21 protein-coding genes and 2 pseudogenes are annotated in these 24,845 nt (G+C 56.8%); 5 read left to right on the forward strand and 18 right to left on the reverse strand.

Annotated elements, in window-relative coordinates:
• The first annotated feature begins 64 nt into the window (after positions 1 to 64).
• On the forward strand, positions 65 to 478 hold the full coding sequence (locus tag JEM67_RS03115; protein WP_073439998.1) for an Exc2 family lipoprotein: 414 nt from the start codon (positions 65 to 67) through the stop codon (positions 476 to 478).
• A gap of 104 nt (positions 479 to 582) precedes the next feature.
• On the opposite strand, the gene JEM67_RS03120 is transcribed toward JEM67_RS03115, so the two are convergent.
• From JEM67_RS03120 to treR, 9 genes and pseudogenes are all read right to left on the reverse strand, one after another.
• Entirely contained in the window at positions 583 to 855 is a 273-nt protein-coding gene (locus JEM67_RS03120; protein WP_064799555.1) for a hypothetical protein, read from the reverse strand.
• Between the two features lie 79 nt (positions 856 to 934).
• Positions 935 to 2,046 (reverse strand): IS3 family transposase gene (locus tag JEM67_RS03125; RefSeq protein WP_426406339.1). Its coding sequence is split into 2 segments (ribosomal slippage): positions 935 to 1,785 and positions 1,785 to 2,046, totalling 1,113 coding nucleotides; the frame shifts between segments, so codons are not numbered across the junction.
• A gap of 73 nt (positions 2,047 to 2,119) precedes the next feature.
• Positions 2,120 to 2,632, reverse strand: a pseudogene (locus JEM67_RS03130) (S-type pyocin domain-containing protein); the annotation flags it as partial.
• A 208-nt stretch (positions 2,633 to 2,840) separates the two neighbouring features.
• Complete coding sequence (locus JEM67_RS03135) at positions 2,841 to 3,098, reverse strand: immunity protein (protein WP_199637954.1); 258 nt, start codon at positions 3,096 to 3,098, stop codon at positions 2,841 to 2,843.
• Positions 3,098 to 3,691, reverse strand: a pseudogene (locus JEM67_RS03140) (S-type pyocin domain-containing protein); the annotation flags it as partial. The pseudogene JEM67_RS03140 and the gene JEM67_RS03135, both read right to left, overlap by 1 nt.
• Before the next feature lie 208 nt (positions 3,692 to 3,899).
• Positions 3,900 to 4,163: an immunity protein gene (locus JEM67_RS03145; RefSeq protein ID WP_126527420.1), complete on the reverse strand. Its 264-nt coding sequence runs from the start codon at positions 4,161 to 4,163 to the stop codon at positions 3,900 to 3,902.
• Entirely contained in the window at positions 4,160 to 5,800 is a 1,641-nt protein-coding gene (locus JEM67_RS03150; RefSeq protein ID WP_233527814.1) for an S-type pyocin domain-containing protein, read from the reverse strand. The genes JEM67_RS03145 and JEM67_RS03150 overlap by 4 nt, the downstream gene beginning before the upstream one ends.
• A gap of 98 nt (positions 5,801 to 5,898) precedes the next feature.
• Positions 5,899 to 7,011: a tail fiber domain-containing protein gene (locus JEM67_RS03155; protein ID WP_199637956.1), complete on the reverse strand. Its 1,113-nt coding sequence runs from the start codon at positions 7,009 to 7,011 to the stop codon at positions 5,899 to 5,901.
• Between the two features lie 299 nt (positions 7,012 to 7,310).
• Positions 7,311 to 8,258, reverse strand: coding sequence for a trehalose operon repressor TreR (gene treR / locus JEM67_RS03160; RefSeq protein WP_199637958.1), 948 nt, complete (start codon positions 8,256 to 8,258; stop codon positions 7,311 to 7,313).
• 417 nt (positions 8,259 to 8,675) lie between these two features.
• On the opposite strand from treR, the gene mgtA reads away from it, so the two are divergent.
• Together mgtA and JEM67_RS03170 are read left to right on the forward strand one after the other, a co-directional pair.
• The gene (mgtA, locus tag JEM67_RS03165; RefSeq protein WP_199637960.1) at positions 8,676 to 11,384 is read left to right on the forward strand and encodes a magnesium-translocating P-type ATPase; all 2,709 of its coding nucleotides are present in this window, start codon (positions 8,676 to 8,678) and stop codon (positions 11,382 to 11,384) included.
• A 146-nt stretch (positions 11,385 to 11,530) separates the two neighbouring features.
• Complete coding sequence (locus JEM67_RS03170) at positions 11,531 to 13,924, forward strand: beta-N-acetylhexosaminidase (RefSeq protein WP_199637962.1); 2,394 nt, start codon at positions 11,531 to 11,533, stop codon at positions 13,922 to 13,924.
• A 37-nt stretch (positions 13,925 to 13,961) separates the two neighbouring features.
• Here JEM67_RS03170 and JEM67_RS03175 read toward each other — a convergent pair whose 3' ends face one another.
• From JEM67_RS03175 to argF, 9 genes are all read right to left on the reverse strand, one after another.
• Complete coding sequence (locus tag JEM67_RS03175) at positions 13,962 to 14,690, reverse strand: proteasome-type protease (protein ID WP_013811319.1); 729 nt, start codon at positions 14,688 to 14,690, stop codon at positions 13,962 to 13,964.
• Between the two features lie 96 nt (positions 14,691 to 14,786).
• Positions 14,787 to 15,593, reverse strand: a complete 807-nt coding sequence (locus JEM67_RS03180) for a transglutaminase family protein (protein ID WP_063202332.1) — start codon at positions 15,591 to 15,593, stop codon at positions 14,787 to 14,789.
• Complete coding sequence (locus tag JEM67_RS03185; RefSeq protein WP_006323351.1) at positions 15,590 to 16,519, reverse strand: alpha-E domain-containing protein; 930 nt, start codon at positions 16,517 to 16,519, stop codon at positions 15,590 to 15,592. The genes JEM67_RS03180 and JEM67_RS03185 overlap by 4 nt, the downstream gene beginning before the upstream one ends.
• Positions 16,513 to 17,949 carry a circularly permuted type 2 ATP-grasp protein gene (locus JEM67_RS03190; protein WP_006323352.1) on the reverse strand — a complete coding sequence of 479 codons (1,437 nt, stop codon included), beginning with the start codon at positions 17,947 to 17,949 and terminating at the stop codon, positions 16,513 to 16,515. Before JEM67_RS03190 ends, JEM67_RS03185 begins: the two co-directional genes overlap by 7 nt.
• Positions 17,950 to 18,224: 275 nt before the next feature.
• Positions 18,225 to 18,611: a 2-iminobutanoate/2-iminopropanoate deaminase gene (ridA, locus tag JEM67_RS03195; protein WP_004953012.1), complete on the reverse strand. Its 387-nt coding sequence runs from the start codon at positions 18,609 to 18,611 to the stop codon at positions 18,225 to 18,227.
• Between the two features lie 278 nt (positions 18,612 to 18,889).
• Positions 18,890 to 19,354 carry an aspartate carbamoyltransferase regulatory subunit gene (gene pyrI, locus JEM67_RS03200; RefSeq protein WP_013811322.1) on the reverse strand — a complete coding sequence of 155 codons (465 nt, stop codon included), beginning with the start codon at positions 19,352 to 19,354 and terminating at the stop codon, positions 18,890 to 18,892.
• A 12-nt stretch (positions 19,355 to 19,366) separates the two neighbouring features.
• Positions 19,367 to 20,302: an aspartate carbamoyltransferase gene (gene pyrB, locus JEM67_RS03205; protein ID WP_126479957.1), complete on the reverse strand. Its 936-nt coding sequence runs from the start codon at positions 20,300 to 20,302 to the stop codon at positions 19,367 to 19,369.
• Positions 20,303 to 20,590: 288 nt separating this feature from the next.
• Positions 20,591 to 22,159: an ABC transporter substrate-binding protein gene (locus JEM67_RS03210; RefSeq protein WP_199637964.1), complete on the reverse strand. Its 1,569-nt coding sequence runs from the start codon at positions 22,157 to 22,159 to the stop codon at positions 20,591 to 20,593.
• 214 nt (positions 22,160 to 22,373) lie between these two features.
• Complete coding sequence (gene argF, locus JEM67_RS03215; protein WP_199637966.1) at positions 22,374 to 23,393, reverse strand: ornithine carbamoyltransferase; 1,020 nt, start codon at positions 23,391 to 23,393, stop codon at positions 22,374 to 22,376.
• A 163-nt stretch (positions 23,394 to 23,556) separates the two neighbouring features.
• Here argF and rraB point away from each other — a divergent pair, with 163 nt between their 5' ends.
• The gene (gene rraB, locus JEM67_RS03220) at positions 23,557 to 23,985 is read left to right on the forward strand and encodes a ribonuclease E inhibitor RraB (protein WP_006323358.1); all 429 of its coding nucleotides are present in this window, start codon (positions 23,557 to 23,559) and stop codon (positions 23,983 to 23,985) included.
• A 95-nt stretch (positions 23,986 to 24,080) separates the two neighbouring features.
• Entirely contained in the window at positions 24,081 to 24,845 is a 765-nt protein-coding gene (miaE, locus tag JEM67_RS03225; protein WP_199637968.1) for a tRNA isopentenyl-2-thiomethyl-A-37 hydroxylase MiaE, read from the forward strand.

Consider the following 24,845-nt stretch of genomic DNA (forward strand, 5'->3'; position numbering starts at 1 on the left):
TACTCACTGCTTTTTCAACGTGATGCCGGTGGCGGTATCGCAATACACTTTTCAAGGAAGAATAATGAATCTGATAGCCCGCCGTACCCTTATCTTGTGTTCCGCGCTGTTCCTGAGCGCTTGCGCCAGCCAGCAAACCAGCCCTGAACGTCACGCCCGGCATGCCATTCATCAACTGGCCCAGGCGCACTTTGATCCCAATACCCGTACGCAGATTTCGGACTCGATAAAATCGTCCATTCCGTTTTTTGACCAGTTCTATCAGATAGGGAAAACCGATCGGGCTAATGGCATGACGCGCCAGCAGGCACAGCAGAGGGAGGCCGAGTTCCGCAGCCCTGAATTCCTTAGTGACGTAGGGCAAAAAGGGATATTTATCAATCGCAAATATTCGACGGATAACCCGCAAAAACAACGGCAGATTCTGCTGGATTCAGCCGTTGCCACCTACTGGGATGGTTACGAAGGGCGGCCTTGAAGGGCATAGATAAATGGATAGCATAGTAAGAGGCTATTAATGAAAACGCCCAACAAACGAGAATTTGTTGGGCGTTGCTTAAATTTACAGGAAGAGTCTGGAGGTTATTCGATACCGTATTTTTTCTCGGTCACGAACTTTGGGGCTTTCCAGTTAGGGCCTTTTTTATATCCAGAAACGATCTCACCTTGGTTGATAAGAACTTTGGTGTCTGAGATTAATTTCGTATTGTATGACTCATATTTTTCATCTGCTTTGTGCAAATTAAAAAATCTATCTAACGATGGATGAGACATGCCTTGTTCTCTGCGTCCAATCAAGAACAAGATAACGTCTTTCATCTCCTCGCGTATTACCATTTCATCGAAATTTACCATGTTCAAGTACCTCGATTATTTATTCACTGAATCTAACGCATCTGGGGTATATAAAAGTGCGTCTGTAAGTATCCCAGCTTTAGTTCCACGCACTTTTTGAGATTTCCGGTTTCTCAGCCATCAGCCGGTACTCTTCCGGTGTCAGGTTATCCAGGGATTCATGGGGTCGCTCACTGTTGTATTCATTCAGCCAGCGTTCCGTAATTTCCCGTGCTTCTTTCAGCGTTCTGAACAGGTAAAAATCCAGTATTTCTGTCCGGTAAGTTCGGTTAAACCGTTCGATAAATGCGTTCTGCGTTGGCTTACCCGGCTTAATAAATTCCAGCATCACACCATGGTCTTCAGCCCATTGCGCCAAAGCCAGTGATATCAGTTCCGGCCCATTATCCATCCGCATTTTCAGCGGATATCCACGGTTTGCCACAATCCTGTCCAGCACCCGGACGACCCGCTGTGCAGGGATACTCAGGTCAATTTCGATGGCCAAAGCCTCGCGGTTAAAATCATCCACGACGTTGAAGGTTCGAAAACGTCGACCGCACACCAGCGCGTCGTGCATAAAATCGATAGACCAACTCTGATTGAGCGCTTCCGGCGTTGCCAGCGGAGCCGGATTACGCACCGGCAGACGTTGTTTACCCTTACGCCGAAAATTCAGTTTCAGCAGACAGTAAATCCGGTGCACCCGCTTGTGGTTCCAGACGTGACCCTGCCTGCGAAGCACCTGAAAAAGCTTCTTAAAGCCGTAGCGGGGATAGCGCTCGGCCACCTCGGCCAGCACCTGGATCACCGGTTCATCACGTCGCGTATCGGGTTGATAACGAAATACCGTCCTGCTCAGCGATAACGTCCTGCATGCCTGGCGTATGCTCATCGTAAACTGCGCGGTCAAATAGTTGACAAGCTCACGCTTTATCGCTGGTTTTAAAGCTTTTTTTCGATGACGTCTTTCAGTGCCCGACATTCCAGACTCAGATCGGCAAACATCTGTTTCAGGCGACGATTCTCGTCTTCAAGATCTTTGATCTTTTTGATATCAGCGGCTTCCATACCGCCATATTTCGCCTTCCAGTTGTAATAGCTGGCTTCGGAAATAGCGGCCTCACGGCACACATCTTTAACGGTGCGTCCGGCTTCGACAGACTTCAGAACGGCGATGATCTGGTGCTCGGTGAATCGGATTTTACGCATAGCGATCTCCTCGGGGACATAATCAGTATGTCGGAAGATCTCTAAAAGTGAACGGGACGTTTTGCAGGGATACTTACACGTCATCAGAGCTTAATTTATAGTCTTCCAAAGTGGCAGTATGGGTATTATTCCAGACTTCACCTTCATTTTCAGGAAGTTGACCGTCTTTTACTCCTAAATTTCTATACCGTTCCAATTCCCTGACTTCATGCGTATAAAAACGCTTGTCGGTATCGGTGGCAGCAAGCTCACCCTTCAGGATTTTCTCCAGGCGGTCAATCATCACTTGGTTCTCCGGTGCCCCCTCAAAACGTCCAGCATGCAGTTTTACCTTGTCTACACCTGCACGGTCAATTTTAGCGGTTTTCCAGTCCAGATTCTGGATAGGTCCGCCGGCTTTCTCCGTATGGAAGTCGCGCCCGCTGTACTTGCCTTTGGCATTACTTTCCCCATAAGGCTTGCTGACCATCACGTAGATAGCTTCAACACCGACTTCCGTTGCATCCGGATGCCACAAGATAAAATCTTGCAGCTCCTGGACGACATCCGCAGGGAAGGTCGTGACCACGATACTATCAGCCTGCCTGACATTGGTGCCGGTATGTACCGGCGTCCTGGGTACCGGCGAACCGTTGCCGGTAGAGCTTACTCAGTATTACATGGATAGCTTCAACGTCAGTTTTCGGTATGGCGATAAATCATATGCACGATACAGATGCCATCAACAAAAACGCCCAACAAACGAGAATTTGTTGGGCGTTGTTTTAATTAAATTTACCGGAAGAGTCTGGAGGTTATTCGATACCGTATTTTTTCTCGGTCACGAATTGGGGGGCTTTCCAGTTGGGGCCTTTTACGACCTTTCCATTCTGGTCCTGTAGCACCCCTCTTTTTAATAAGTCATCATACCGAGCTGAAAGCTCACCGCTGGTTATAACCTCAATTTTGTTATATGTGAATAATCTGTCTAATTTTCTATAGTCAGATGTTGGCCCTAAGAAGGTCAATACATCCTCTACACTTTCATTTTTAACAATCTCTTTCAAAGACATTATTTTTTCCCTCCCAGAGCATCCTTTAATTCCTGTTCATATGCAGCCTGTAAGGCTTCATCAGTATAAAGAGCCTGTTCTTTTTCGTTTATTTTGTAATCTTCTAGAGTTGCAGTATGCGTATTGTTCCATACTGCTTTTTGTTCCTTAACACTTTGCGGTACCTCGCCATCCTTTATGCCCAAATTCCGATAACGCTCCAGTTCTCTCACTTCATGCGTATAAAAACGCTTGTCGGTATCGGTTGCAGCAAGCTCACCTTTCAGGATTTTCTCCAGACGGTCGACCATTACTTTATTCTCCGGCGATGATTCAAATCGCCCAGCATGCAGTTTTACCTTGTCTACACCTGCAAGGTCAATTTTAGCGGTTTTCCAGTCCAGATTCTGGATAGGTCCGCCGGCTTTCTCCGTATGGAAGTCGCGCCCGCTGTACTTGCCTTTGGCATTGCTTTCCCCATAAGGCTTGCTGACCATCACATAGATAGCTTCAACACCGACTTCCGTTGCATCCGGCTGCCACAAGATAAAATCTTGCAGATCCTGGACGACATCCGCAGGGAAGGTCGTGACCACGATACTATCAGCCTGCCTGACATTGGTGCCGGTATGTACCGGCGTCCTGGGTACCGGTGAACCGTTGCCGGTAGAGCTTACTCAGTATTACATGGATAGCTTCAACGTCAGTTTTCGGTATGGCGATAAATCATATGCACGATACAGATGCCATCAACAAAAACGCCCAACAAACGAGAATTTGTTGGGCGTTGCTTAAATTAAATTTACAGGAAGAGTCCGGAGGTTATTCGATACCGTATTTTTTCTCGGTCACGAATTTTGGAGCTTTCCAGTTGGGACCTTTTAGCGTATGGCCTTTTTCATCCTCAGAGAATTGCCCTTCCTTCAATAACTTCGCATAGGCTGGGTAAAGCAGGTCTTTTTCAACGACTTCAAATTTATATCGGACATACATTCGATCAATAGCAGGATATGCTGTTCGAGGAGCAAAAAATAAAAGCACATCTTCGACACTTTCGTTTTTGTAAATACCTTCAAAATCGATCATTGGCTTTCCCTCATTTCTTGCGCTTCATAAGCCTTTATGGCTTCAGGTGTATACAAAGGCTGCGTTTTCTCATTCACTTTGTAATCCTCAAGTGTTGCTGTATGAGCGTGATTCCATACGGATTTATCTTCAATTCCATCAGGTATGCCTAATGTTCGATAACGCTCAAGTTCTCTGACTTCATGCGTATAGAAGCGTTTATCGGTATCAGTGGCGACAAGCTCTCCTTTCAGAATTCTCTCCAGACGGTCGACCATCACCTTATTATCGGCTTGCTCTCCAAACCGGCCTGTATGCAGTTTTACCTTGTCTACACCTGCGCGGTCAATTTTAGCGGTTTTCCAGTCCAGATTCTGGATAGGTCCGCCGGCTTTCTCCGTATGGAAGTCGCGCCCGCTGTACTTGCCTTTGGCATTACTTTCCCCATAAGGCTTGCTGACCATCACGTAGATAGCTTCAACACCGACTTCCGCTGCATCCGGCTGCCACAAGATAAAATCTTGCAGATCCTGAACGACATCCGCAGGGAAAGTCGTGACCACGATACTATCAGCCTGCCTGACATTGGTGCCGGTATGTACCGGCGTCCTGGGTACCGGCGAACCGTTGCCGGTATGCGAAGGCGCTGCAGGGCCCGTCGGCACCGGGTTTATCAGTATAGTCCGGGCGGGGACCCCTCCCATTGCGGGCAGCGTGATTTTATCAAGCCCCATTTTCTCATCACGAACCGGTCTGAACACCGGCACGCTGGCAGATACGCCGCCGACGCCCGTTCTGACAAAGTTTACACTTTGTTTGCCATCGTCGTCAGTGGTGATAAAACCACGCACCGGCAAATCGACCGAAGTCATCCCTGGCCGGATTGCGGTTTCGCCGACGGCCGCCAGACTTGCCTGGAAGGCAAACATATTGATATCACGACCGGGAACCTGGTCACTGCCCGTTCCAACTGCTGTCGGAATGAAGCCGATAGCAAATGCACCGAGTACCGACCCTGCGGCGACAGCGGTACCGGCACGTATGCTGCCGACTTCCGCAGCCGCTCGCCACAGTGCGCCCGATACCCAGCCGGCCAGTTCACTGGATGTCGTCATAACACCCTGTGCAACCGTCGACGCCTGTAGCATTGCGGGGGCGCGGTTGAGTGCCATTGTTCCTGCGGCAGCCAGCGCCGCAGTGGCCGCTTTCGCTTTTTCAGGCGTGTAAGCCGGGGCGTCCAGAACCCCAGCTTTGGCGAACAGCGCTTTCCTCGCTTCTTCTGCCTTGCGGGCTTCCTCGGCCTTGCGGGCTTCTTCGGCCTTGCGGGCTTCCTCGGCCTTGCGGGTTTCCTCGGCTTTTCGAACCTGCTCCTCTTTTTCCTGTTTTAATATTTCCTGCTGTTCTTGCCATATTTGTTGAGATGCATCAAGCATATCCCAAGAGTTACCACCAAGAATACCTGTCCACGGGTTATTTGTTGGGGTATTTGGAAATCCAATGCCTGGATTTCCTGTATGGTTGGGATTACCATTATTAGGGGTTACTGTTAGTGTGTCACCGTTCCAACTACCTGTAGTTGGCCATCCCCACTGTGCCCCGTCCCATACCTGACCTGTCTCAGGTGGAGTACCATTATTATTGTTACTGGAGTTTTCCATATAAATCCTTTTATTAATTTATAAAAATACAGTTATTTTTTTGTTTTATTTAGATTCTGGTTTACCTTTGGATAATATAAGTTAAATATTGTGCTTATTTATTCCAACATAGCCAACCGAGTTTCCAGCGCAAGCCGGGCCTCACGTTCTTCTTTTAACGCCTCGACCAGAAGGGCGACCACGCCATTGATATTAATTCCGCGGGCATCTTTCAGAACGCTGCCGTCATTCAGTTTCAATTCGGTTTTGGTCACTGTCTGAGGTAATACGCTCTCTACTTCCTGGGCAATGACCCCGGCTTCCGGCACGCCCTGCTTCAGGTAGGTATAGCCACTGATTTTCCCCAGCTTATCCAGCGCACCGCCAATTTTTTCGATATCCGTTTTCATTCGGGCATCTGAGCTGCTGTGCCAGGCACCGTTGGCGTAGGCGTGGCCATCATTGCGGAATTCGTACCAACCCTGTGCGCCACCATTAGCAACATGCAACCCCACAAAATGATGTTGACCGATGCGTTCGTAATGATAGAAGTCTGCACACAGCGCATCCTTCCCTTGGATGCGTATCCCGTTGGTGTTCCGGTCTGCGTTGTTATTAACGTTCTGGTTTCCGCTCGCTACAATCCAACCATCGACGTTGCGTTTGGTCAGTTGCCCAACTGAAAGTTCGGCATTGGCCCTGATCTGAATTTCATTCCAGCGCCCCTGCCAATCCCGGTAGGAGAGCAGGCCGTAATCTTCTTTACCGGGGACGACCCGTGACCCCATCATCATCGTGGTGGTGACGTTGCCGCTGGTAAAATCGGTATGCACAGGCGGTGCGCCGTACGTCTGCCCGCTGATAAGAGAAGCGGGGCCAGTGGTGACCGCGCCAATGCCTGCGTTATGCGATACCAGCGCGCCGCCCGAGACATCCACGCCGTTACGCAGCGCCACGCGGCCGGTAGAGAGGTTGAAGGAGAAGGGACGCAGCGTGTTCCACTGCCCGTTCTGCGCCTGGCCGTCAGGGGTAACCAGGGCGGAGAAGTTAAGCCCGTCACTACGCAGGAGCACGCCGGTATTGCCATTTGCCAGGCGAAAACCGATTTCGGAGCGGGAAACAATCTCACCGTCGCTGACAACGCGTTTACGCAATGTGGACAGTGATTTCAGTTCAGTGATGTCTTCATTAATGCCGTTAAGCACTTGAGCATTTTTCTTTTCTTCAGCCAAGATGAATCTTCCTTTTTGACACTCTGTTATTTGATGGCTAACAGCATCCGGTATCCTTCCGCCCATTCTGGCTAATGGCTATCGGCGTTCACGTTCCGTGCGCTGCCAAACCGCTGGAACACACAATAAATACTGTATTTTTAGCCAGTATATTGTTGCTGTAGGCGACAGAGGTCAATCAGGAAAGGCTATCCGTTGTTGTGTGGTGGCTGATACAAAATGGCGACGAACTTATGCCCACTTGAGTGGGCAAGAACCGAGGATGCGAGTAGGGGGATTGATGGGGGCAAACCCCGCCGTCAGGCGAGTTTGCTGGGCACGATGATTTGGCGGATGCCCTGTTCGCCGCTGAGCTGGCCCAGCAGTTGTTGGGCGGCCTGTAACCCGGCGCTGCCGTAGCCCAGTTCGACCGAAAACGTCTCGGGGAACAGGAAGTTAAGCAGCGGCGTATTGCCGATGCCGCAGACTTGCAGCGGGGCGATGTGCTGCTGTTGCAGGTATTTGATGGCGCCGAGGGCGATGGTGTCGGAGGCGCACACCAGCGCGGTGGTCTGCGGGCCAATCACTTCGGCAGCCAGTTGAAAGCCGCTCTGGTAGCTCAGTTCGCCCAGGGCGACACTCGGGGTGATCCGCTGCTGGCGGCAGGCGTCGAGGTAAGCCTGATGGCGGTGCAGGCCGGTGGTGGCATCGGCAAGTTGCACCCCCAGATAGCTGATATGCCGGTGGCCCTGCTGTTGCAGGCGTTCCATCAGCAGCCGAACTGCGCCATCGTCGTCGTAGCAAACCGATGAAAAACCTTCGTATTCGCGCGCCAGCACCACCATTTTTTCCTGCCAGGGGCTGAGCATGGCCGCCGTCAGGCCGGTGAAACCGAACAGGATCACCCCGTCGACGTTGCGCTGTTGCAGCACGTGCAGGTGCTCTTCCACCAGGCGGGTTTCAAACTGGCTTTCCATCACGATCGGGTCGTAACCCTGTTGATACAGCAGCGGCAGCATGGTGCGCACCGCCTGGTTTTCCGACGGCGAATCGAGGCGGGAAACGATAATCCCCACCACTTTGTCGCTCTGCCCGCGCATGGCGCGCGCCGATTTGGACGGCGTAAACCCCTGCTGGCGGATCACCGCTTCCACCCGTTCACGGGTTTGCGGGCTCACGCTGCCTTCGTTGTTCAATACGCGCGATACGGTGGATTTCCCCACGCCGCTCAGGCGGGCGATGTCCTTGATGGTCAGCCGGTTTTGCATGGTTTACTTATCGTTTAGGTTAAAAGGCGTAATCTGGCGGCCTGCGATGAATGCCCGTCAGCATAGCCTATTTTCCAGTACGGATCTTGGCGCAATGCGGGGATCTTCGTACTGCGCTGAACGGCCGCTCTTGTCGTTCGATCTTTTTATTTACCGGAGGTTATTACCCGTATGGATCCCGATCCGACCCCAATAGACACCCATTCGGCTCACCGGTAAAACCTCTCCGCTTTGCGCTGCTGTTTTACCGGTGAAATAAACGGTAACCGGTCGCGCGCGCGCTGTCGTTCGCTCCTGCTGCTTTTAAAAATACAAGAATCTGCCCCGGCAGAGGCTTTTTGGCGTGTCCGAAAGCTTCATCCGGGCAATTGTGCGTTTACCCGCCGCCGTGAGGTTGCGGGTGACGAGGTGCGAATAATGAAACTTAAAAATATCCCCCGTCAGCTGCTGGGCCTGCTCAGCCGCAATTTGCCGCGCCGCCTGATTCGGCGCGATCCTCTGCTGGAAGGCGTCAGCGGCACAGCGCACGAACTGCCCGCAGGCATGGCCCAGCAACGGCTGGAATGCGCCGCCGCCGATGCGACCCAGCTTTACGAGCGTTTCCACAGCCACCCGGAAGGCATTACCGTCCATGAGGCGGAACAACTGCGCCAGCGCTTTGGCGCCAACGTGATTGAGAACCAGCAGGCGGAGTCCTGGTGGTGCCATTTATGGCACTGCTATCGCAACCCGTTCAATCTGCTGTTGACGGTGCTGGGGCTTATCTCTTACGCCACCGAAGACCTGACCGGCGCGCTGGTGATCGGCCTGATGGTGCTGATCTCCACGCTGCTGCATTTCATTCAGGAAGCGCGTTCCAACAAGGCGGCGGACGCGCTGAAAGCGATGGTCAGCAATACCGCCACGGTCATTCGCAGCGACGCGCTGACCGGTAAAAGCGAACACCTTGAACTGCCGATTGCCCAGTTGGTGCCGGGCGATGTCATCAAGCTGGCGGCGGGGGACATGATCCCAGCGGATCTGCGCGTGCTGTCGGCCAAGGATCTGTTTATCAGCCAGGCGGCGCTGACCGGCGAATCTCTGCCGGTGGAAAAGATCGCCGAACCGCACGGGGTGGCGGAGGATCCGCTGGAATGCCAGAACCTGTGCTTTATGGGCACCAACGTGGTGAGCGGCACCGCGCTGGCGATGGTGATCGGCACCGGCGGCGACACCTACTTCGGCCAGTTGGCGCAGCGCGTCACCAGCCAGGATGAACAACCGAACGCCTTCCAGAGCGGCATCAGCAAGGTCAGTTGGCTGCTGATCCGCTTTATGCTGGTGATGACGCCGATCGTGCTGCTGATCAACGGCTACACCAAGGGCGACTGGTGGGAAGCAGCGCTGTTCGCGCTGTCGGTGGCGGTGGGGCTGACGCCGGAAATGCTGCCGATGATCGTGACCACCACCCTGGCCAGAGGGGCGGTGAAACTGTCGCAACAGAAAGTGATCGTCAAACGCCTGGACGCGATCCAGAACTTTGGCGCCATGGACATTCTGTGCACCGACAAAACCGGTACCCTGACCCAGGATAAAATCGTACTGGAACGTCACACCGACGTGTTCGGTGCCAACAGCGACCGGGTGCTGCGTTATGCCTGGCTGAACAGCTTCTACCAGACCGGGCTGAAAAACCTGCTCGACGTGGCGGTGTTGAGCTGTGCGGAGCAGAACCGGCAGCCGGATACGCTTCAGCATTACCGTAAGGTGGATGAGATCCCGTTTGATTTTGAACGCCGCCGCATGTCGGTGGTGGTTGCCAACGACGAGGAATATCACGAGCTGATCTGCAAGGGCGCGTTGGAGGAAATGCTGGCGATTTGCAGCCATGTGCGTCAGGAAGATGAAGTTCACCCGCTCAGCGATGCGCTGCTGGCGCGCATTCGGCGCATTACCGACGATCTTAACCAGCAAGGGCTGCGGGTGGTGGCGGTGGCCAGCAAGATCCTGCCGGCACAGGCGCATGAATACGGCGTGGCCGACGAATCCGATCTGATCCTCGAAGGCTACGTGGCTTTCCTCGATCCGCCGAAAGAGAGCACCGCACCGGCGCTGGCGGCGTTGAAGAAAAACGGCGTGACGGTGAAGATCCTCACTGGCGATAACGAGCTGGTGGCGGCCAAGGTCTGTAAAGACGTCGGGCTGGCGGCAGATCACGTGCTGTGCGGCAGTGAAATCGAACACATGACGGACGAGCAGTTGGCGCAGGCGGCCGCGCGCACCTCGGTGTTCGCCAAACTGACGCCGATGCACAAAGAGCGCATCGTCAAGCTGTTGCGTCAGCAGGGGCACGTGGTCGGCTTTATGGGCGACGGCATCAACGACGCCCCGGCGCTGCGGGCGGCGGATATCGGCATTTCCGTCGATTCAGCGGTGGATATCGCCAAGGAAGCGGCGGACATCATCCTGCTGGAAAAAAGCCTGATGGTGCTGGAGCAGGGCGTGATCGAGGGGCGCCGCACCTTTGCCAACATGCTGAAGTACATCAAGATGACCGCCAGCTCCAACTTCGGCAACGTGTTCAGCGTGCTGATCGCCAGCGCTTTCTTGCCGTTCCTGCCGATGCTGCCGCTGCATCTGCTGATCCAGAACCTGATGTACGACATTTCACAGATCGCCATTCCGTTCGACAACGTCGACGACGATCAAATTACTCAGCCGCAGCGCTGGAACTCCAGCGATCTGGGACGGTTTATGGTGTTCTTTGGGCCGATAAGCTCGATCTTTGACGTGCTGACCTTCTGCCTGATGTGGTGGGTATTCAAGGCCAATACGCCGGAAATGCAGACGCTGTTCCAGTCCGGTTGGTTCGTGGAAGGGCTGCTGTCGCAAACGCTGATTGTGCATATGATCCGCACGCGCAAAATTCCGTTTATCCAGAGCCGCCCTTCATGGCCGCTGTGCATCATGACGTTGGCTGTGATCGCCACCGGCATCGGCCTGACCTTCTCGCCGTTGGCCGGTTTCCTGCAACTGCAGGCGCTGCCGCTCGGTTATTTCCCGTGGCTGGTGCTGATCCTGGCCGGTTATATGGTGCTGACCCAGTGCGTGAAAGGCTGGTTCGTGCGCCGCTACGGCTGGCAGTAATCCCTCAAGCCCTCTCTGCGCTGCAAGAGAGGGCCTCTGTGATCCACCCCGGCTTTTCATCTTTGCGGTTGGACATCTGAACTATGCTCAGTCTTTATTGACAGCTTCGCTGTTTTTATTGATTTTTTTCCTTCGAGGAATTTCTGATGCATAGACCGCTCCGTTATACGCTACTGGCTTCATCGTTATTGCTTTCCCTCGGCGCGTTGGCCCAACCGGCTGGCTCGCTGCCGCTGATGCCCTGGCCACAGCAGGTCGAACTGACGCAGCCGGCGGGCAGGCTGGTGCTGGATCACCGCCTCACGTTTAGGGTGCAGGGCGACGATCTGGCAGAGGCGGAGCTGCGCTGGCGGCAACGCATCGAACGGCAGACCGGTTGGACGCTGGCACCGCAAACAGCAAAAGCCGAGGGTGCGGCGATTCAGGTGAATATCAAAGATAAAGTGGCCGCTCAGCCACTGCTCGGCAGCGATGAAAGCTACAAGCTGACGGTGACGCCGCAGGGCGCCACACTGACCGCCAATACCCGCTTCGGCGCGCTGCACGGCATGGAAACCCTGTTGCAACTGGTGCAGACCGACGGCCAAAACACCTTCTTGCCGCTGGTGACGATTGCCGACGTGCCGCGTTTCCCGTGGCGCGGCGTGCTGCTGGATTCGGCGCGCCATTTCTTGCCGCTGCCTGATATCCTGCGCCAGCTCGACGGTATGGCGGCAGCCAAACTCAATGTCTTCCATTGGCATCTGACCGACGACCAAGGCTGGCGCTTTGCCTCTGAGCGCTACCCCAAACTGCAACAGCTGGCCAGCGACGGCCAGTTCTATACCCGCGAACAGATGCAGCAGGTGGAGGCTTACGCCACGGCGCGCGGCATCCGGGTGGTGCCGGAAATCGATCTGCCGGGCCATGCCTCCAGCATCGCCGTGGCTTACCCGGAATTAATGAGCGCGCCGGGGCCGTATTCGATGGAGCGCGAGTGGGGCGTGCACAAGCCGACGCTCGATCCGACCCGCGACGAGGTTTATCGGTTCGTTGATGCGATCATCGGCGAATTGGCGGCGATTTTCCCCGATCCCTACCTGCATATCGGCGGTGATGAAGTCGACGCCAGCCAGTGGAAGGCATCGGCCTCGATTCAGGCGTTTATGCAAAAAAATCAGCTGGCGGATACCCATGCGCTGCAAGCCTACTTCAACCAGAAGCTGGAGAAAATCCTCGAACAGCACCAGCGGCGCATGGTCGGCTGGGATGAGATTTATCACCCGTCGCTGCCGCGCACCATTGTCATCCAGTCCTGGCAGGGGCCGGATTCGCTTGGCGCCAGTGCGCAGGACGGCTACCAGGGCATTCTGTCCACCGGTTTCTACCTCGACCAACCGCAGAGCGCCGCCTATCACTATCGCAACGAAATTTTACCCCAGCCGCTGGGGGTAGATACCGAGGTACAGCCCGCTGAGCAGGCGCAGAGCTGGCAGTTCAGCATGCCGCGCCTGAAGGGCAGCGCAGTAGAAGGCAGTTTTACGTTGATCGAAGGCAAGCAGGGCTGGCGTGGTTTTATCGACTTCAACGGCAAATCCCGCCGTGCGTTGCACGATATCGTCTGGCGTTCTCCGCAGCAGGTAACCTTCCGCCTCGACAGCTGGATGGGCGAGACGCGCCCGGTATTCAGGCTGCAACAGGACCAACTGAGCGGCTATACGCTGGTCGGCAACGTGCGCTACCCGACCAGCGGCAGCAGGCTGGCGGCGATCCCGGCGGGCAAAATGCCGGTGGTGCCGGAGGCGAAGCAACAGGCCAATATTCTCGGCGGCGAGGCGGCGCTGTGGGCGGAAAACGTCCGTGCGCCGATCCTCGATCTCAAGCTGTGGCCGCGGGCCTTTGCGGTGGCGGAGCGGCTGTGGTCGGCGCAGGATGTGGCCGATGAAAACAACATGTACCAACGGCTGGCGGCGGTGGATGCCTGGTCAGTGGTGTCGGTGGGCTTGCAGCAGCATGCCGAAACCGCCCGCGAATTCACCCGGCTGGCGAACAGCGTGGAGATCTTGCCGCTGCAAATTCTTGCCGAGGCGGTGGAGCCGGGGCAGTACTACACTCGCCAGCACCTGAAATTCAAGGCCGGTAATTATCATCAGTTCGAACCTTTGAACCGCTTTGCCGACGCGCTGCCGCCGGAAAGCAACGCGGTGCGCGACATGGGGCGACAGGTTGAGGCGCTGCTGAAGGACAAAAACGATCGCGCAGCGGCGCAGGCGATCCGCGAGCGTTTGCAGCGTTGGCAATTGAACACCGCAACGGTGAAAACGACTGTCGCCGGTAACCGGGTATTGCAGGATTTGGCACCGGTGGCGCAGGATGTCGGTGCGCTGTCCACGTTGGGGTTGATGCTGCTGGAGCGCTATCAGCAGGGTAAGCCGTTGAGTAAAACCGAAGCCGGGCAGATACAGCAGCAATTGGATGCCGCGGCACAGGTGCGTGACGAAGTGGTGATTGCGGCGGTCTATCCGCTGGAGGCGCTGCTGCGTGCCTGCGCGATCGAATAAGGGGGGATTTAGGGCTCAGCATGCTGAGCCCTAAAACTTACAACTGCAACGGCGGCAGCTGTTTGAAAATGCTGACCAGCCCTTCGCCCCAGCCTTTGCGAATGGCGCTGAAGTGCGGGTGATCTTCGGTAATGCGGTACTGCTGTTGGCTGCTGAAGCTGTCGCGCGGGTAGATCATCACGTCGAGCGGCAGGCCGACTGACAGGTTGCTGCGCAGCGTGGAGTCGAGAGAAATCAGCGCGCACTGCATCGCCTGCTCCAGCGGGGTATCGTAATTCAGCACCCGATCGATAATCGGCTTGCCATATTTGCTTTCGCCAATCTGGAAATAGGGCGTATCCCGGGTGGCTTCGATAAAGTTGCCCTGCGGATAGATATGGAACAGCCGCATCTCTTCGCCGTCAATCTGGCCGCCGAGCAGCAGGCTGCAGCTGAAATCGGTGGTGCTGCCGCTCTGCTGGGCTTCGCTGTCGCGCTGGATCACTTCGCGCACCGTTTCGCCCACCAGCGTGGCGGCTTCATACAGGTTGGGCACGTTGAGCAGGTTGGGGCGATCGGCATCCTTGCTGCGGCGCAGCAGCAGGCTGATGATGCTCTGGGTGGTCGCCAGGTTACCGGCGCTTTGCAGCACCAGCGTGCGCTCGCCGTCCTGCTGGAACACGTGCAGCTTGCGGAAGGTGGAGATATGATCCACCCCGGCATTGGTGCGGGAGTCGGAAGCAAACACCAGCCCGGATGACAAGCGCATGGCCACACAATAGGTCATACCAAAATCCTTCAAACGCGAAATAATACCGTGCTCGATGACGGCACGCCGGAAAAAACCAGCGTGCCGCAAACCGCTGCGTTCGGCAAGGGGATGTTATTGCCCCTGAGCCTGGCTGGCCGGCATCATCTGCACTGCCGCCATGGTCTGCATATCCTCGCTGCCGCCGCCGAGCCTGATACCGCGCACCGGGCAGGCATCCAGATAATCGATCCCCACCGCCAGCTTAAGGTGCTGATTCGGCAGGCGGGTGTTGTTGGTAACGTCGAAACTGTGCCAGCGTTCGTCCACCCAGGCTTCCGCCCAGGCGTGGGTGGCGACGTGGGCGGAATCTTCGCTGTAAAGGTAGCCGCTGACGTAGCGCGCCGGAATATTCAGGCTGCGGCAGCAGGCCAGAAAGACGTGGGTATGGTCCTGGCAGACGCCGTTGCCGGAAGCGAACGCTTGGGCGGCGCTGTCGGTCACCTCGGTGGCGCCCGGTGTGTAAGGCATTTTCAGCAACAGATCGCCCATCAGTTTTTCCAGCCCGGCAAGCAGCGTTTCCGGTTGGTAATAGCGCAGCGCAAAGGCCTGGATGGCGCTGTCGGGCTGAGTCAGCGGGCTGTGGCGCAGGAACACCAGCGGCGAGAGATGCCCCATCGTCGGGTCCTCTACGCCGTCTTCAATCTCCACCACGCCGTGGGCCTGAATGGTGATCGCCTGATGCGGGTGATCCAGCGTCAGCACGTGCAGCACATTGCCGAAGGCATCGGTGGTGCACACCGCGTCTTCCGGCAGCGTTAACTGCCAGGATATGATGCGCTGGTGCTGCGAATCCTGCGGCGTCAAACGCAGATACTGGGTGCTGCGCTTCACCTGCTGGGCGTAGGTGTAATGGGTATTGTGCTCAATATTCAGTTTCATTGCGCCTCCAGGTAAGTGTGATGGATGCTTTCCGCGATGCCGTTGATCTGCCCGAGGAATAAGCCCAGCCAGTCGCTCAGCCCCACCTTGTTCAGATCCTTCATGCTGCTGAAACGCAGCTCGGCGTGCAGCGTGTGCGCCAGCCTGCGCGGCTCGTTGGCACTGTTGCCGCCAATCTGCTCCAACTGTTGCACCATGTCGCCGACGCAGGCCAGCAGGGAACGCGGAATTTCGTTACGCAGGATCATCAGTTCGGCAATGGTTTCCCGGCTGAGTTGCTGCTTGTAGATGCTGTGATAGGCTTCGCGTGCGCTGACGGCCCGCAGCAGCGTGTCCATGCGGTAATACTCGCGCACCGGATCGTTGTCGTTATCCAGCAACTCGTTTTTGACGCCGAGCAGGCGTGCGGTGCTGTCTGCCCGCTCCAGCAGGGTGCCGAGGCGGATAAAGCACATCGCGTCGCTGCGCAGCAGGGTGCCGAACATCGCGCCACGAAACAGGTGCGAGCGCTCCTTGACCCAGTCGAAGAAGCCGTCGGCGCCCACAGAGCCTATGCCCTGGCGGCGGATCAGCTTCATTTCGATCCAGGTGGCGTTAATGCATTCCCAGACCTCGGAAGACAGGCTGCCGCGCACCGCATGGGCGTTGTTCCAGCCCATTTGCAGGCAGCTGTAGATGCTGCTGTGGTTACGGCTGTCGAGCGCAAAAAAGCTCACCAGATTGGCCATCGTCAGATCGGGATAGGCGGCGGCGTACAGTTGCCCGGTGCCGGTCAGGTTGAGCGGCACCTGCAGATCATGATCTTCGCTGTCGCGGATCGGCATCATCGACAGTTTGTTGGTCACGTCGAGCACCCGGGCGATGCTTTCCGCCCGCTCCAGATAGCGGGCCATCCAATAGAGTTCACTGGCAGTTCGGCTCAGCATGCGTCATCCTCCAACACCCAGGTATCCTTGGTTCCCCCGCCCTGTGACGAGTTGACCACCAGTGAGCCTTGCGCCAGCGCTACGCGCGTCAGGCCGCCGGGCACCAGGCGAATTTCCGCACCGCTCAGGGCGAACGGCCGCAGATCGATATGACGCGGCGCCAGGCCGTCGTTGACAAAGGTTGGGCAGGTCGACAGCGCCAGCGTGTTCTGCGCAATGTAGTTGTGCGGTTTGGCCAGCAGCAGAGCGCGGAAGTGGGCGATTTCGTCTTTGGTCGCCGCCGGCCCAATCAGCATGCCGTAACCGCCGGCGCCGTGAACCTCTTTCACCACCATCTGCTCCAGGTTCGCCAGCACGTACGACAGCTCATTTTTGTGGCGGCACTGCCAGGTGGGCACGTTGTTGAGGATGGGTTCTTCCTGCAGATAGAAGCGCACCATGTCCGGCACGTACGGGTAGATCGACTTGTCGTCGGCCACGCCGGTACCGATGGCGTTCGCCAGCACCACGTTGCCGGCGCGGTAGACGGAAAGCAGCCCCGGCACGCCGAGCATCGAGTCCGGGCGGAACGCCAGCGGATCGAGGAAGGCGTCGTCCACCCGGCGGTAGATCACATCCACCTTGCACGGCCCGGCGGTGGTGCGCATAAACACCGCGCCGTCCTTGACGAACAGATCGGCGCTTTCAACCAGCTCCACGCCCATTTGCTGCGCCAGGAAGCTGTGCTCGAAATAGGCGCTGTTGAAACGGCCCGGCGTCAGCACCACCACGGTGGGATCGTTAATCGGCGAGCTTTCGCGCAGGGTTTGCAGCAGGTGCGACGGGTAGCGCTCCACGGGGGCGATGCGCTGCTGGGCGAACAGTTCCGGGTACAGGCGCATCATCATCTTGCGGTTTTCCAGCATGTAGGACACGCCGGACGGGGTGCGAAGATTGTCCTCCAGCACGTAATACTGGCCGTCGCCGCCGCGCACCATATCCACGCCGACGATGTGCGCGTAAATATTGCGGTGCAGATCGACCCCCTGCATGCAGGGCTGATACTGATCGTTAGCCAGCACCTGTTCGGCCGGAATAATCCCGGCTTTCAGAATATGCTGCTGATGGTAGATATCGTGCAGAAAAGCGTTGAGCGCCTGTACGCGCTGACGAATGCCGCGATCGAGCATCGCCCATTCGCTGGCGGGGATGATGCGCGGCACGCTGTCGAACGGGATCAACCGTTCGGCGCCGTCATCCTCACCGTAAACATTAAAGGTAATGCCCACCCGGTGAAACAGCAGTGCAGCCTCTTCTCTTTTGCGCTGAATAGCCTTTTGGTCGGCCTGTTGCAGCCAATGCCAGTAAGCTTCGTAATGGCCCCGGTGTTTACCCTCAGCCAGAAGCATCTCATCAAAAAACGGTGAAGCGGACAGGTCGATATTTAGCATCGTCACCTCGTTGACATTGCAGGCTGTAACAAGATCGAGCATAAAATGTGCCAAAATGTGAAAGAGGCGAAAACCGGCGTAAAAAGCAGGAAAAAGGCAGGGGAAAGCGCGATTTGGGTGCAGGCGCGGCGGGCGTTGCCTTAAAATGGGGCGAAATTGTGGTGCGTTGGGTTAACTATGATCCCTGATAGCGCACCCTAACGGATCGTTGCTTCAGGCGGGACAAATAAAAACGGCCAGCCGATGGCTGACCGTTGGGCTCGGTGGTCGTGGAATTAACGACGAACGGCGATGGCTTCGATCTCGATTTTCACGTCTTTCGGCAGACGGGCCACTTCGACGCAGGAACGGGCCGGGAACGGCGCGTTGTGCTCGGTGAAGAAGCTTTCGTAAGCGGCGTTTACGGTGGCGAAATCGTTCAGATCTTTCACGAACACCGTGGTTTTCACGATGTCGGCGACTTTCAGGCCGGCGGCTTCAACGATCGCTTTAACGTTTTCCAGCGACTGGCGTGCCTGTGCGGAAACGTCGTCGGCCACTGCGCCGGTTTTCGGATCCACCGGGATCTGGCCGGAAGTGATGATCATGCTGCCCAGATCAACGCCCTGCACGTAAGGACCAATGGCTGCCGGGGCGAGTTCAGTGCTGATATTACGTGACATTTTTTCTCCTGATATATACCCGTCATACTTGAAGCTGCCTCTGTGTTGGCTGCGCTCACCCACCCGAATCACTTACTATAGTAAGCTCATCGGGATGAGTTCCCTTGCCGCCGTGACGCAACTCCAATTATTTTGGGTATACCATTTGTCTTTCAAACCGCAGCGTTGTCGGCTGCGTGTGCTCGCCGCTGGGGGCGAATAAATTCGCCCCCAGCGGCATTCCATTATAGGGAGTGACGAGCGGATTAACAGCGTCGTTCCCGGCAAATGGGCATATTTCAATCCGCCTGCAGCACCACCTGATGGTCGAACTCTTTCTCGCAGTAGCGGCATTTCAGGTGCACTTCGCCGTCGCGGGATTTCACGCCAAAGCTGGATGCCACCGGCTCGCTGCGGCTGATGCAGTTGCCGTTCGGGCAGGTCAGCACGCCGTCGATATGGTCCGGCAGGCTGAGGGTCAGCTTGCGCACCACTTCGTAGTTGTCGATGCGGTTCACCGTGGCTTTCGGCGCGTACATCGCCAGCTGGTTGGCCTGCTGTTCGGTCAGGAAGGTGTTCTCGATTTTGATCAGGTCTTTGCGGCCCAGCTCATTGGAGGGCAGGTTCAGGCCGATGGTGATGCGCTGGTCGGTGGCGGTCAATTTGAACAGCGTCAGCAGCTTAAAGCCCACCTGCGCCGGAATATGGTCAATCACCGTACCGCACTTGATCGCTTCAACCTGCAGTTTGTTATCCTGAGTCATGACGGTTCCCCCTTAAAGAGCCAAATCTGCGTTTAATACCAGTGCCAGCAGCGCCTGGCGGGCGAAGATGCCGTTGCCTGCCTGCTGGAAGTAGTAGGCGTACGGCGTGGTATCCACGTCGGTAGTGATCTCGTCGATGCGCGGCAGCGGGTGCAGCACTTTGAGATTGGCGCGCGCGCCGGCCAGATCCGCCGCGCGCAGCACGAACTGCGCCTTCACGTTGGCGTATTCCGAAGGATCCAGACGCTCTTTCTGCACCCGGGTCATGTAGAGAATATCCAGCTCCGGCACCACTTCTTCAATGCTGCTGTGCAGGCTGTATTCGATGCCTTTTTCTTCGAGCATTTTCAGGATGTAAGCCGGCATCGCCAGCGCATCCGGGGCGATAAAGTAGAAGCGGTTGCCTTCGAACTTGGCCAGCGCCTGCGCCAGCGAGTGTACGGTGCGGCCGTATTTCAGGTCGCCGACCATGGCGATGTTGATGTTGTTCAGGCGGCCCTGGGTTTCCTGGATGGTGAACAGGTCGAGCAGCGTTTGGGTCGGGTGCTGGTTGGCGCCGTCGCCGGCATTGAGCACCGGGATACCGCCGGAAAATTCCGTCGCCAGCCGCGCGGCGCCTTCCTGCGGGTGACGCATCACGATGGCGTCTACGTAGGTGCCGATGACCGAGATGGTGTCGGCCAGCGTTTCGCCTTTCTTGCCCAGCGACGTATTGCTGCCGTCGGCAAAGCCGACCACCGAGGCACCGAGGCGGTGCATCGAGGTTTCGAACGACAGGCGGGTGCGGGTCGAGGCTTCGAAGAAGCAGCTGGCGATCACCTTGTGCTTGAGCAACTCGGGCTGCGGGGTGGCTTTCAGGCTGGCGGCGGTGCGCAGCACCAGCTCCAGATCCTCGCGGCTGAGATCGTTAATAGAGATGATATGTTTGTGATACAGCGGGTTGGCCATTTTTCACTCTCCTCGACTCGTGCCCGTGGCGCGGGGCTTTTTAAGGCAAAAAAAAGCCCCTCAACGAGGGGCTTGAAACGATCGGTTTAGCAACAGGAGAAACAACGGCAGTTGGCCGCCGATTGGCGGTTGGTTTTGTCGGTTGCGGCTAACAAAACACATGGCGTTTTTCATGCTTTCTCCTGGCAAATTGTCGCGCATTATACTCGCGCTTTTCGCCACTGCAAGCGCTAAAACACCGATTTTTGCCGCTTCGCAATCGATTGGCCGGCGATGGCCGCTTGCCGGTTATTTGCTGACGCGATCGTAGTAGACCATGTCGGCGTTCAGGCCCTGCTGGTAGCCTTTGACGTTATCGCGCAGCACCACTTCGGTTTTGGCCTGATCGATAAACACATACGGCGAACTGCGTTGCAGCTCCTGTTGCATGGCAGTGTACAGCGCGGTGCGTTTGGCCGGATCGGCTTCGGCTACCGCCGCCAGCGTCTGTTTGCTCAACTGCGGGATCTGCCAGCCGTTGAGGCCCGCGACCGTGCTGGTTTTACCGTCGTTATAGGCGAAGGCGCTGGCGTTGGAATGCGCATCAAAATAATCCGGGATCCACAGGCGGATCGCCGCCTGGTGCTGTTTGGCGCGTACCCGCGAATACACCTGGCTGCCGGCGGCCGGCAACAGATCCAGCTTCACGCCACCCTGGGCAAAACTGGCCTGCAACGCCTGAGCGAGGGTGATAAACGGCGGCTTGTTCTCCACGTCCAGCGTCAGGGCGGCGTTGGTGATACCGGCCTTGGCCAGGATCGCCTTGGCCTTGGCCGGATCGAAGCTGAACGGGTTGTCTTCCAGCGCACCCGGCAGCCCGACCGGCAGGAAGCTCTGGTGCACAAAATACTGCCCCTTCAGCAGATCCTGAGTAATGCCCTGATAATCGATCAGATAGCGCGCCGCCTCCCAGAAGGCCGGGTTTTTCAGCAGCGGATTGGCGGCGTTGCCGGTGTTGAACACCAAATAGTTCTGCTCGGCGGACGGGATTTCCAATACCTTCACGCCCGGTTGATTTTTTAACGCTACGGTCTGGTCCGGGCCAAGCTCACGCGCCACATCGGCGTCGCCCTGCTGGATCAACAGGCGGCGGGTGGCCGGGTCCGGCACGCTTTTAATGATGATGCTGTGCAGCAAGGGTTTGCTGCCCGGCGAGGTTGGGTTGGCGTCCAGCACGATCGCCTGATGCGGCTGGTAGACGCGCATTTTAAACGGCCCGCTGCCGGCGGAGTGCATTTTCAGCCAGGCGTTGCCGTAGTCGCCGTCTTTGGTGTTCGGCTGCACCGCCTTGCTGTCGACGATCGAGGCGATCGGCGTGGAGAGAATATTCAGCGCCACCGCCGGGCTGACGTCCGCCGTCCAACTCAGTTGCAGGCTGTGCTCGTCGATTTTCTTCAGTTGCGTGTCAATGTTGTCCGGCTGCCAGCCGAGCACGTTGAGGATAAACGCCGGCGATTTGTTCATTTTCACCGCGCGGCTGTAGGAGAAAATCACGTCGTCGGCGGTCAGCGGGTTGCCGGAGGCGAACGTCGCCTGTGGGCGCAGTTTGACGGTCAGGGTTTTTGCCGCCGCATCGCCCTGCCAGCTTTCCGCCAGCACCGGCACCACTTTCGCCGGATCATCGCGATCCGCCTGCACCAGCCGCTGATACAGGCTGGGCACGGTCTGGATGCTGGACAGCTCGTTGGCTTCCGCCGGATCCAGGCTGACGATATCGTCCAGCGATTGCACCACCACCAGCGTATTGGGCGGGGTGACGGCGAGCGCAGAGGCGGACAGGGCGGCAAGCATTAACAGCGGCAGGACTTTGGCTTTCATCGGTGTGTATCCCCTGAAGGCGCCACGCATGGCGCTGAGAAGTGTTTGTTATCGTTGGTTTTCGCACCACGGTAGAACCTTTGCCCAAGGCAGGCAAAGGTCAATCGGCTATTTGATATGACAAGAATATATTAGGCGCGCCGGCCGGGGGTTGCCAGAGCGGGGAAGGGGCTGGGGCACGCGAGCCTGCAGACCTGCGCGCCGGCAATAGGGTTTACATCGTTTCGCTCAGCGTGGCGACCATCACCGCCTTGATGGTGTGCAGGCGGTTTTCGGCCTGATCGAACACCACGCTGTGCGCGGATTCGAACACTTCATCGGTGACTTCCATGCCGCCCTGCAGCCCGTATTGTTCCGCCATCTGTTTGCCGAGGGTGGTTTGGTCGTCGTGAAACGCCGGCAGGCAATGCAGGAATTTGACGTTCGGGTTACCGGTCAGTTTCACCATCGCCATATTGACCTGATAGGGTTTCAGCAGCGCGATCCGCTCCTGCCAGGTTTCTTTCGGTTCGCCCATCGACACCCACACGTCGGTGTACAGGAAATCCGCGTCTTTCACCCCTTCGGCAATGTCTTCGGTCAGGGTGATCTTGGCGCCGGTCTGTTGCGCCAGCGCCTGACACTCGGCGACCAGCTCCGGCTGCGGCCAACAGGCTTTCGGCGCCACCAGGCGCAGATCCATACCCGCCAACGCGGCGGCTTCCAGCAAGGTGTTGCCCATGTTGTTGCGCGTGTCGCCGAGGTAAGCGAATTTCACCTCGCTCAAGGGTTTGCCCGGCAGGTGTTCCTGCACGGTGAGCAGGTCCGCCAGCAGCTGGGTTGGGTGGAACTCATTGGTCAGCCCGTTCCACACCGGCACGCCGGCATGGGTGGCCAGGGTTTCCACCAGATGCTGGCCGTAACCGCGGTATTGAATACCGTCATACATCCGGCCCAGCACGCGGGCGGTGTCTTTCATCGATTCCTTATGGCCGATCTGGCTACCGCTTGGGCCGAGATAGGTGACCTGGGCGCCCTGATCGAAAGCGGCAACTTCGAAAGAGCAACGGGTGCGGGTCGAGTCTTTTTCGAAGATGAGCGCGATGTTCTTGCCCTGCAGACGCCGCGTTTCCTTACCCTGCTTTTTGGCCTGCTTCAATTCGGCCGAAAGCCGCAGCAGCGCCAGCAGCTCTGTCGGCGTGAAATCCATTAACCTCAGAAAGTGACGTTTGTAGAACGGGTTCATCGTACTCATTTCCGCATGTCCTGATCGTTTTAATTGAATTAAAATTCACTTTATATGTATGAATATTCAATTTCAACCCCGAAGCAGAAATCTTTCACGTTTATCGTGGCAGCTATGGCGGCGGTGTGTGAAAATAGAAGGAATACAGGCCATTTGACTTGAGGATATAGGCATGGCAAACCGCGAACAGCTGGAAGAACAACGTGAAGAGACCCGCCTGATCATCGAAGAACTGCTGGAAGACGGCAGCGATCCGGATGCGCTCTACACCATCGAACACCACCTCTCTGCTGAAAAGTTTGAAGTGCTGGAGCAGGCTGCTGTCGAAGCCTTCAAGCTGGGCTACGAAGTGACCGACGCCGAAGAGCTGGAAGTGGAAGACGGCACGCTGGTCATGTGCTGCGACGTGATCAGCGAAGTCGGCCTGAATGCCGAACTGATCGACACCCAGGTAGAGCAGCTGTTGGCGCTGGCGGAACGTTGCGGCGTAAACTACGACGGTTGGGGCACCTACTATGAAGATCCGAACGGTGAAGACGGTGAGGATGATGAAGAAGACGGTGAATTGATCGACGAAGATGACGACGGCAAACGCCACTGATTAATGTTGTGGGCCGGCGCAAGCCGGCCTCTCCCGTCGTCTTTCAAGCCGCAGCGTTGTTGTCTGCACTCACTCACCCCAGTGACTTACTGCTGATGAAATACCAATCCCTGTTATCCCCGATTCTAAACTTCCTGCACTGCGAAACGCCCGATGGCTGGATCGACGCTGCGCGGCGTCCGGAAAACCTGCCGCTGTTGCTGACCGACCATATGGTGTGCGAGCTGAAGGCGGCGCAGACCGGCATGTGGCTGATTCGCCGCTACGTGGCGGACAAAGAGAGTGGCGATGCCTTGCTGGCGCTGCTCAGGCCTTACGAGGCGTTTTTGCATGAAGCGCAGGGCGAGCCGGAAGCCTTGTTCCGCCAGGGCCAGTTCACCAGGAAAATCTTGCCGAAAAACGGTTCGGCCTACGGGCAGGATCTGGCGGACAAGATGGTGCTGCTGATCAAAGAAGAGCTGCACCACTTCTCGCAGGTGCTGGAAATCATGCAGGCGCGGCGCATTCCCTACAAGAAAATCACCGCCAGCCGCTATGCCAAAGGCATGATCCGCGAGGTTCGCACCCACGATCCGGCCACACTGATCGATAAGCTGATCTGCGGCGCCTACATCGAAGCGCGCTCCTGCGAACGTTTCGCCCGGCTGGCACCGCATCTGGACGACGAGTTAAACCGTTTCTACGTCTCGCTGCTGCGCTCCGAGGCGCGGCATTATCAGGATTACCTGACGTTGGCCGAACAGATTGCCGGCGGTGACATCAGCGAGCGCGTGGCTCACTTCGGCCGCATTGAAGCGGCGCTGATCCAGACCCCGGACAGCGAGTTCCGCTTCCACAGCGGCGTGCCCGCCGCTGCCTGA

This window comes from Serratia sp. PAMC26656, from assembly GCF_016469055.2.
Taxonomy (GTDB): domain Bacteria; phylum Pseudomonadota; class Gammaproteobacteria; order Enterobacterales; family Enterobacteriaceae; genus Serratia; species Serratia plymuthica.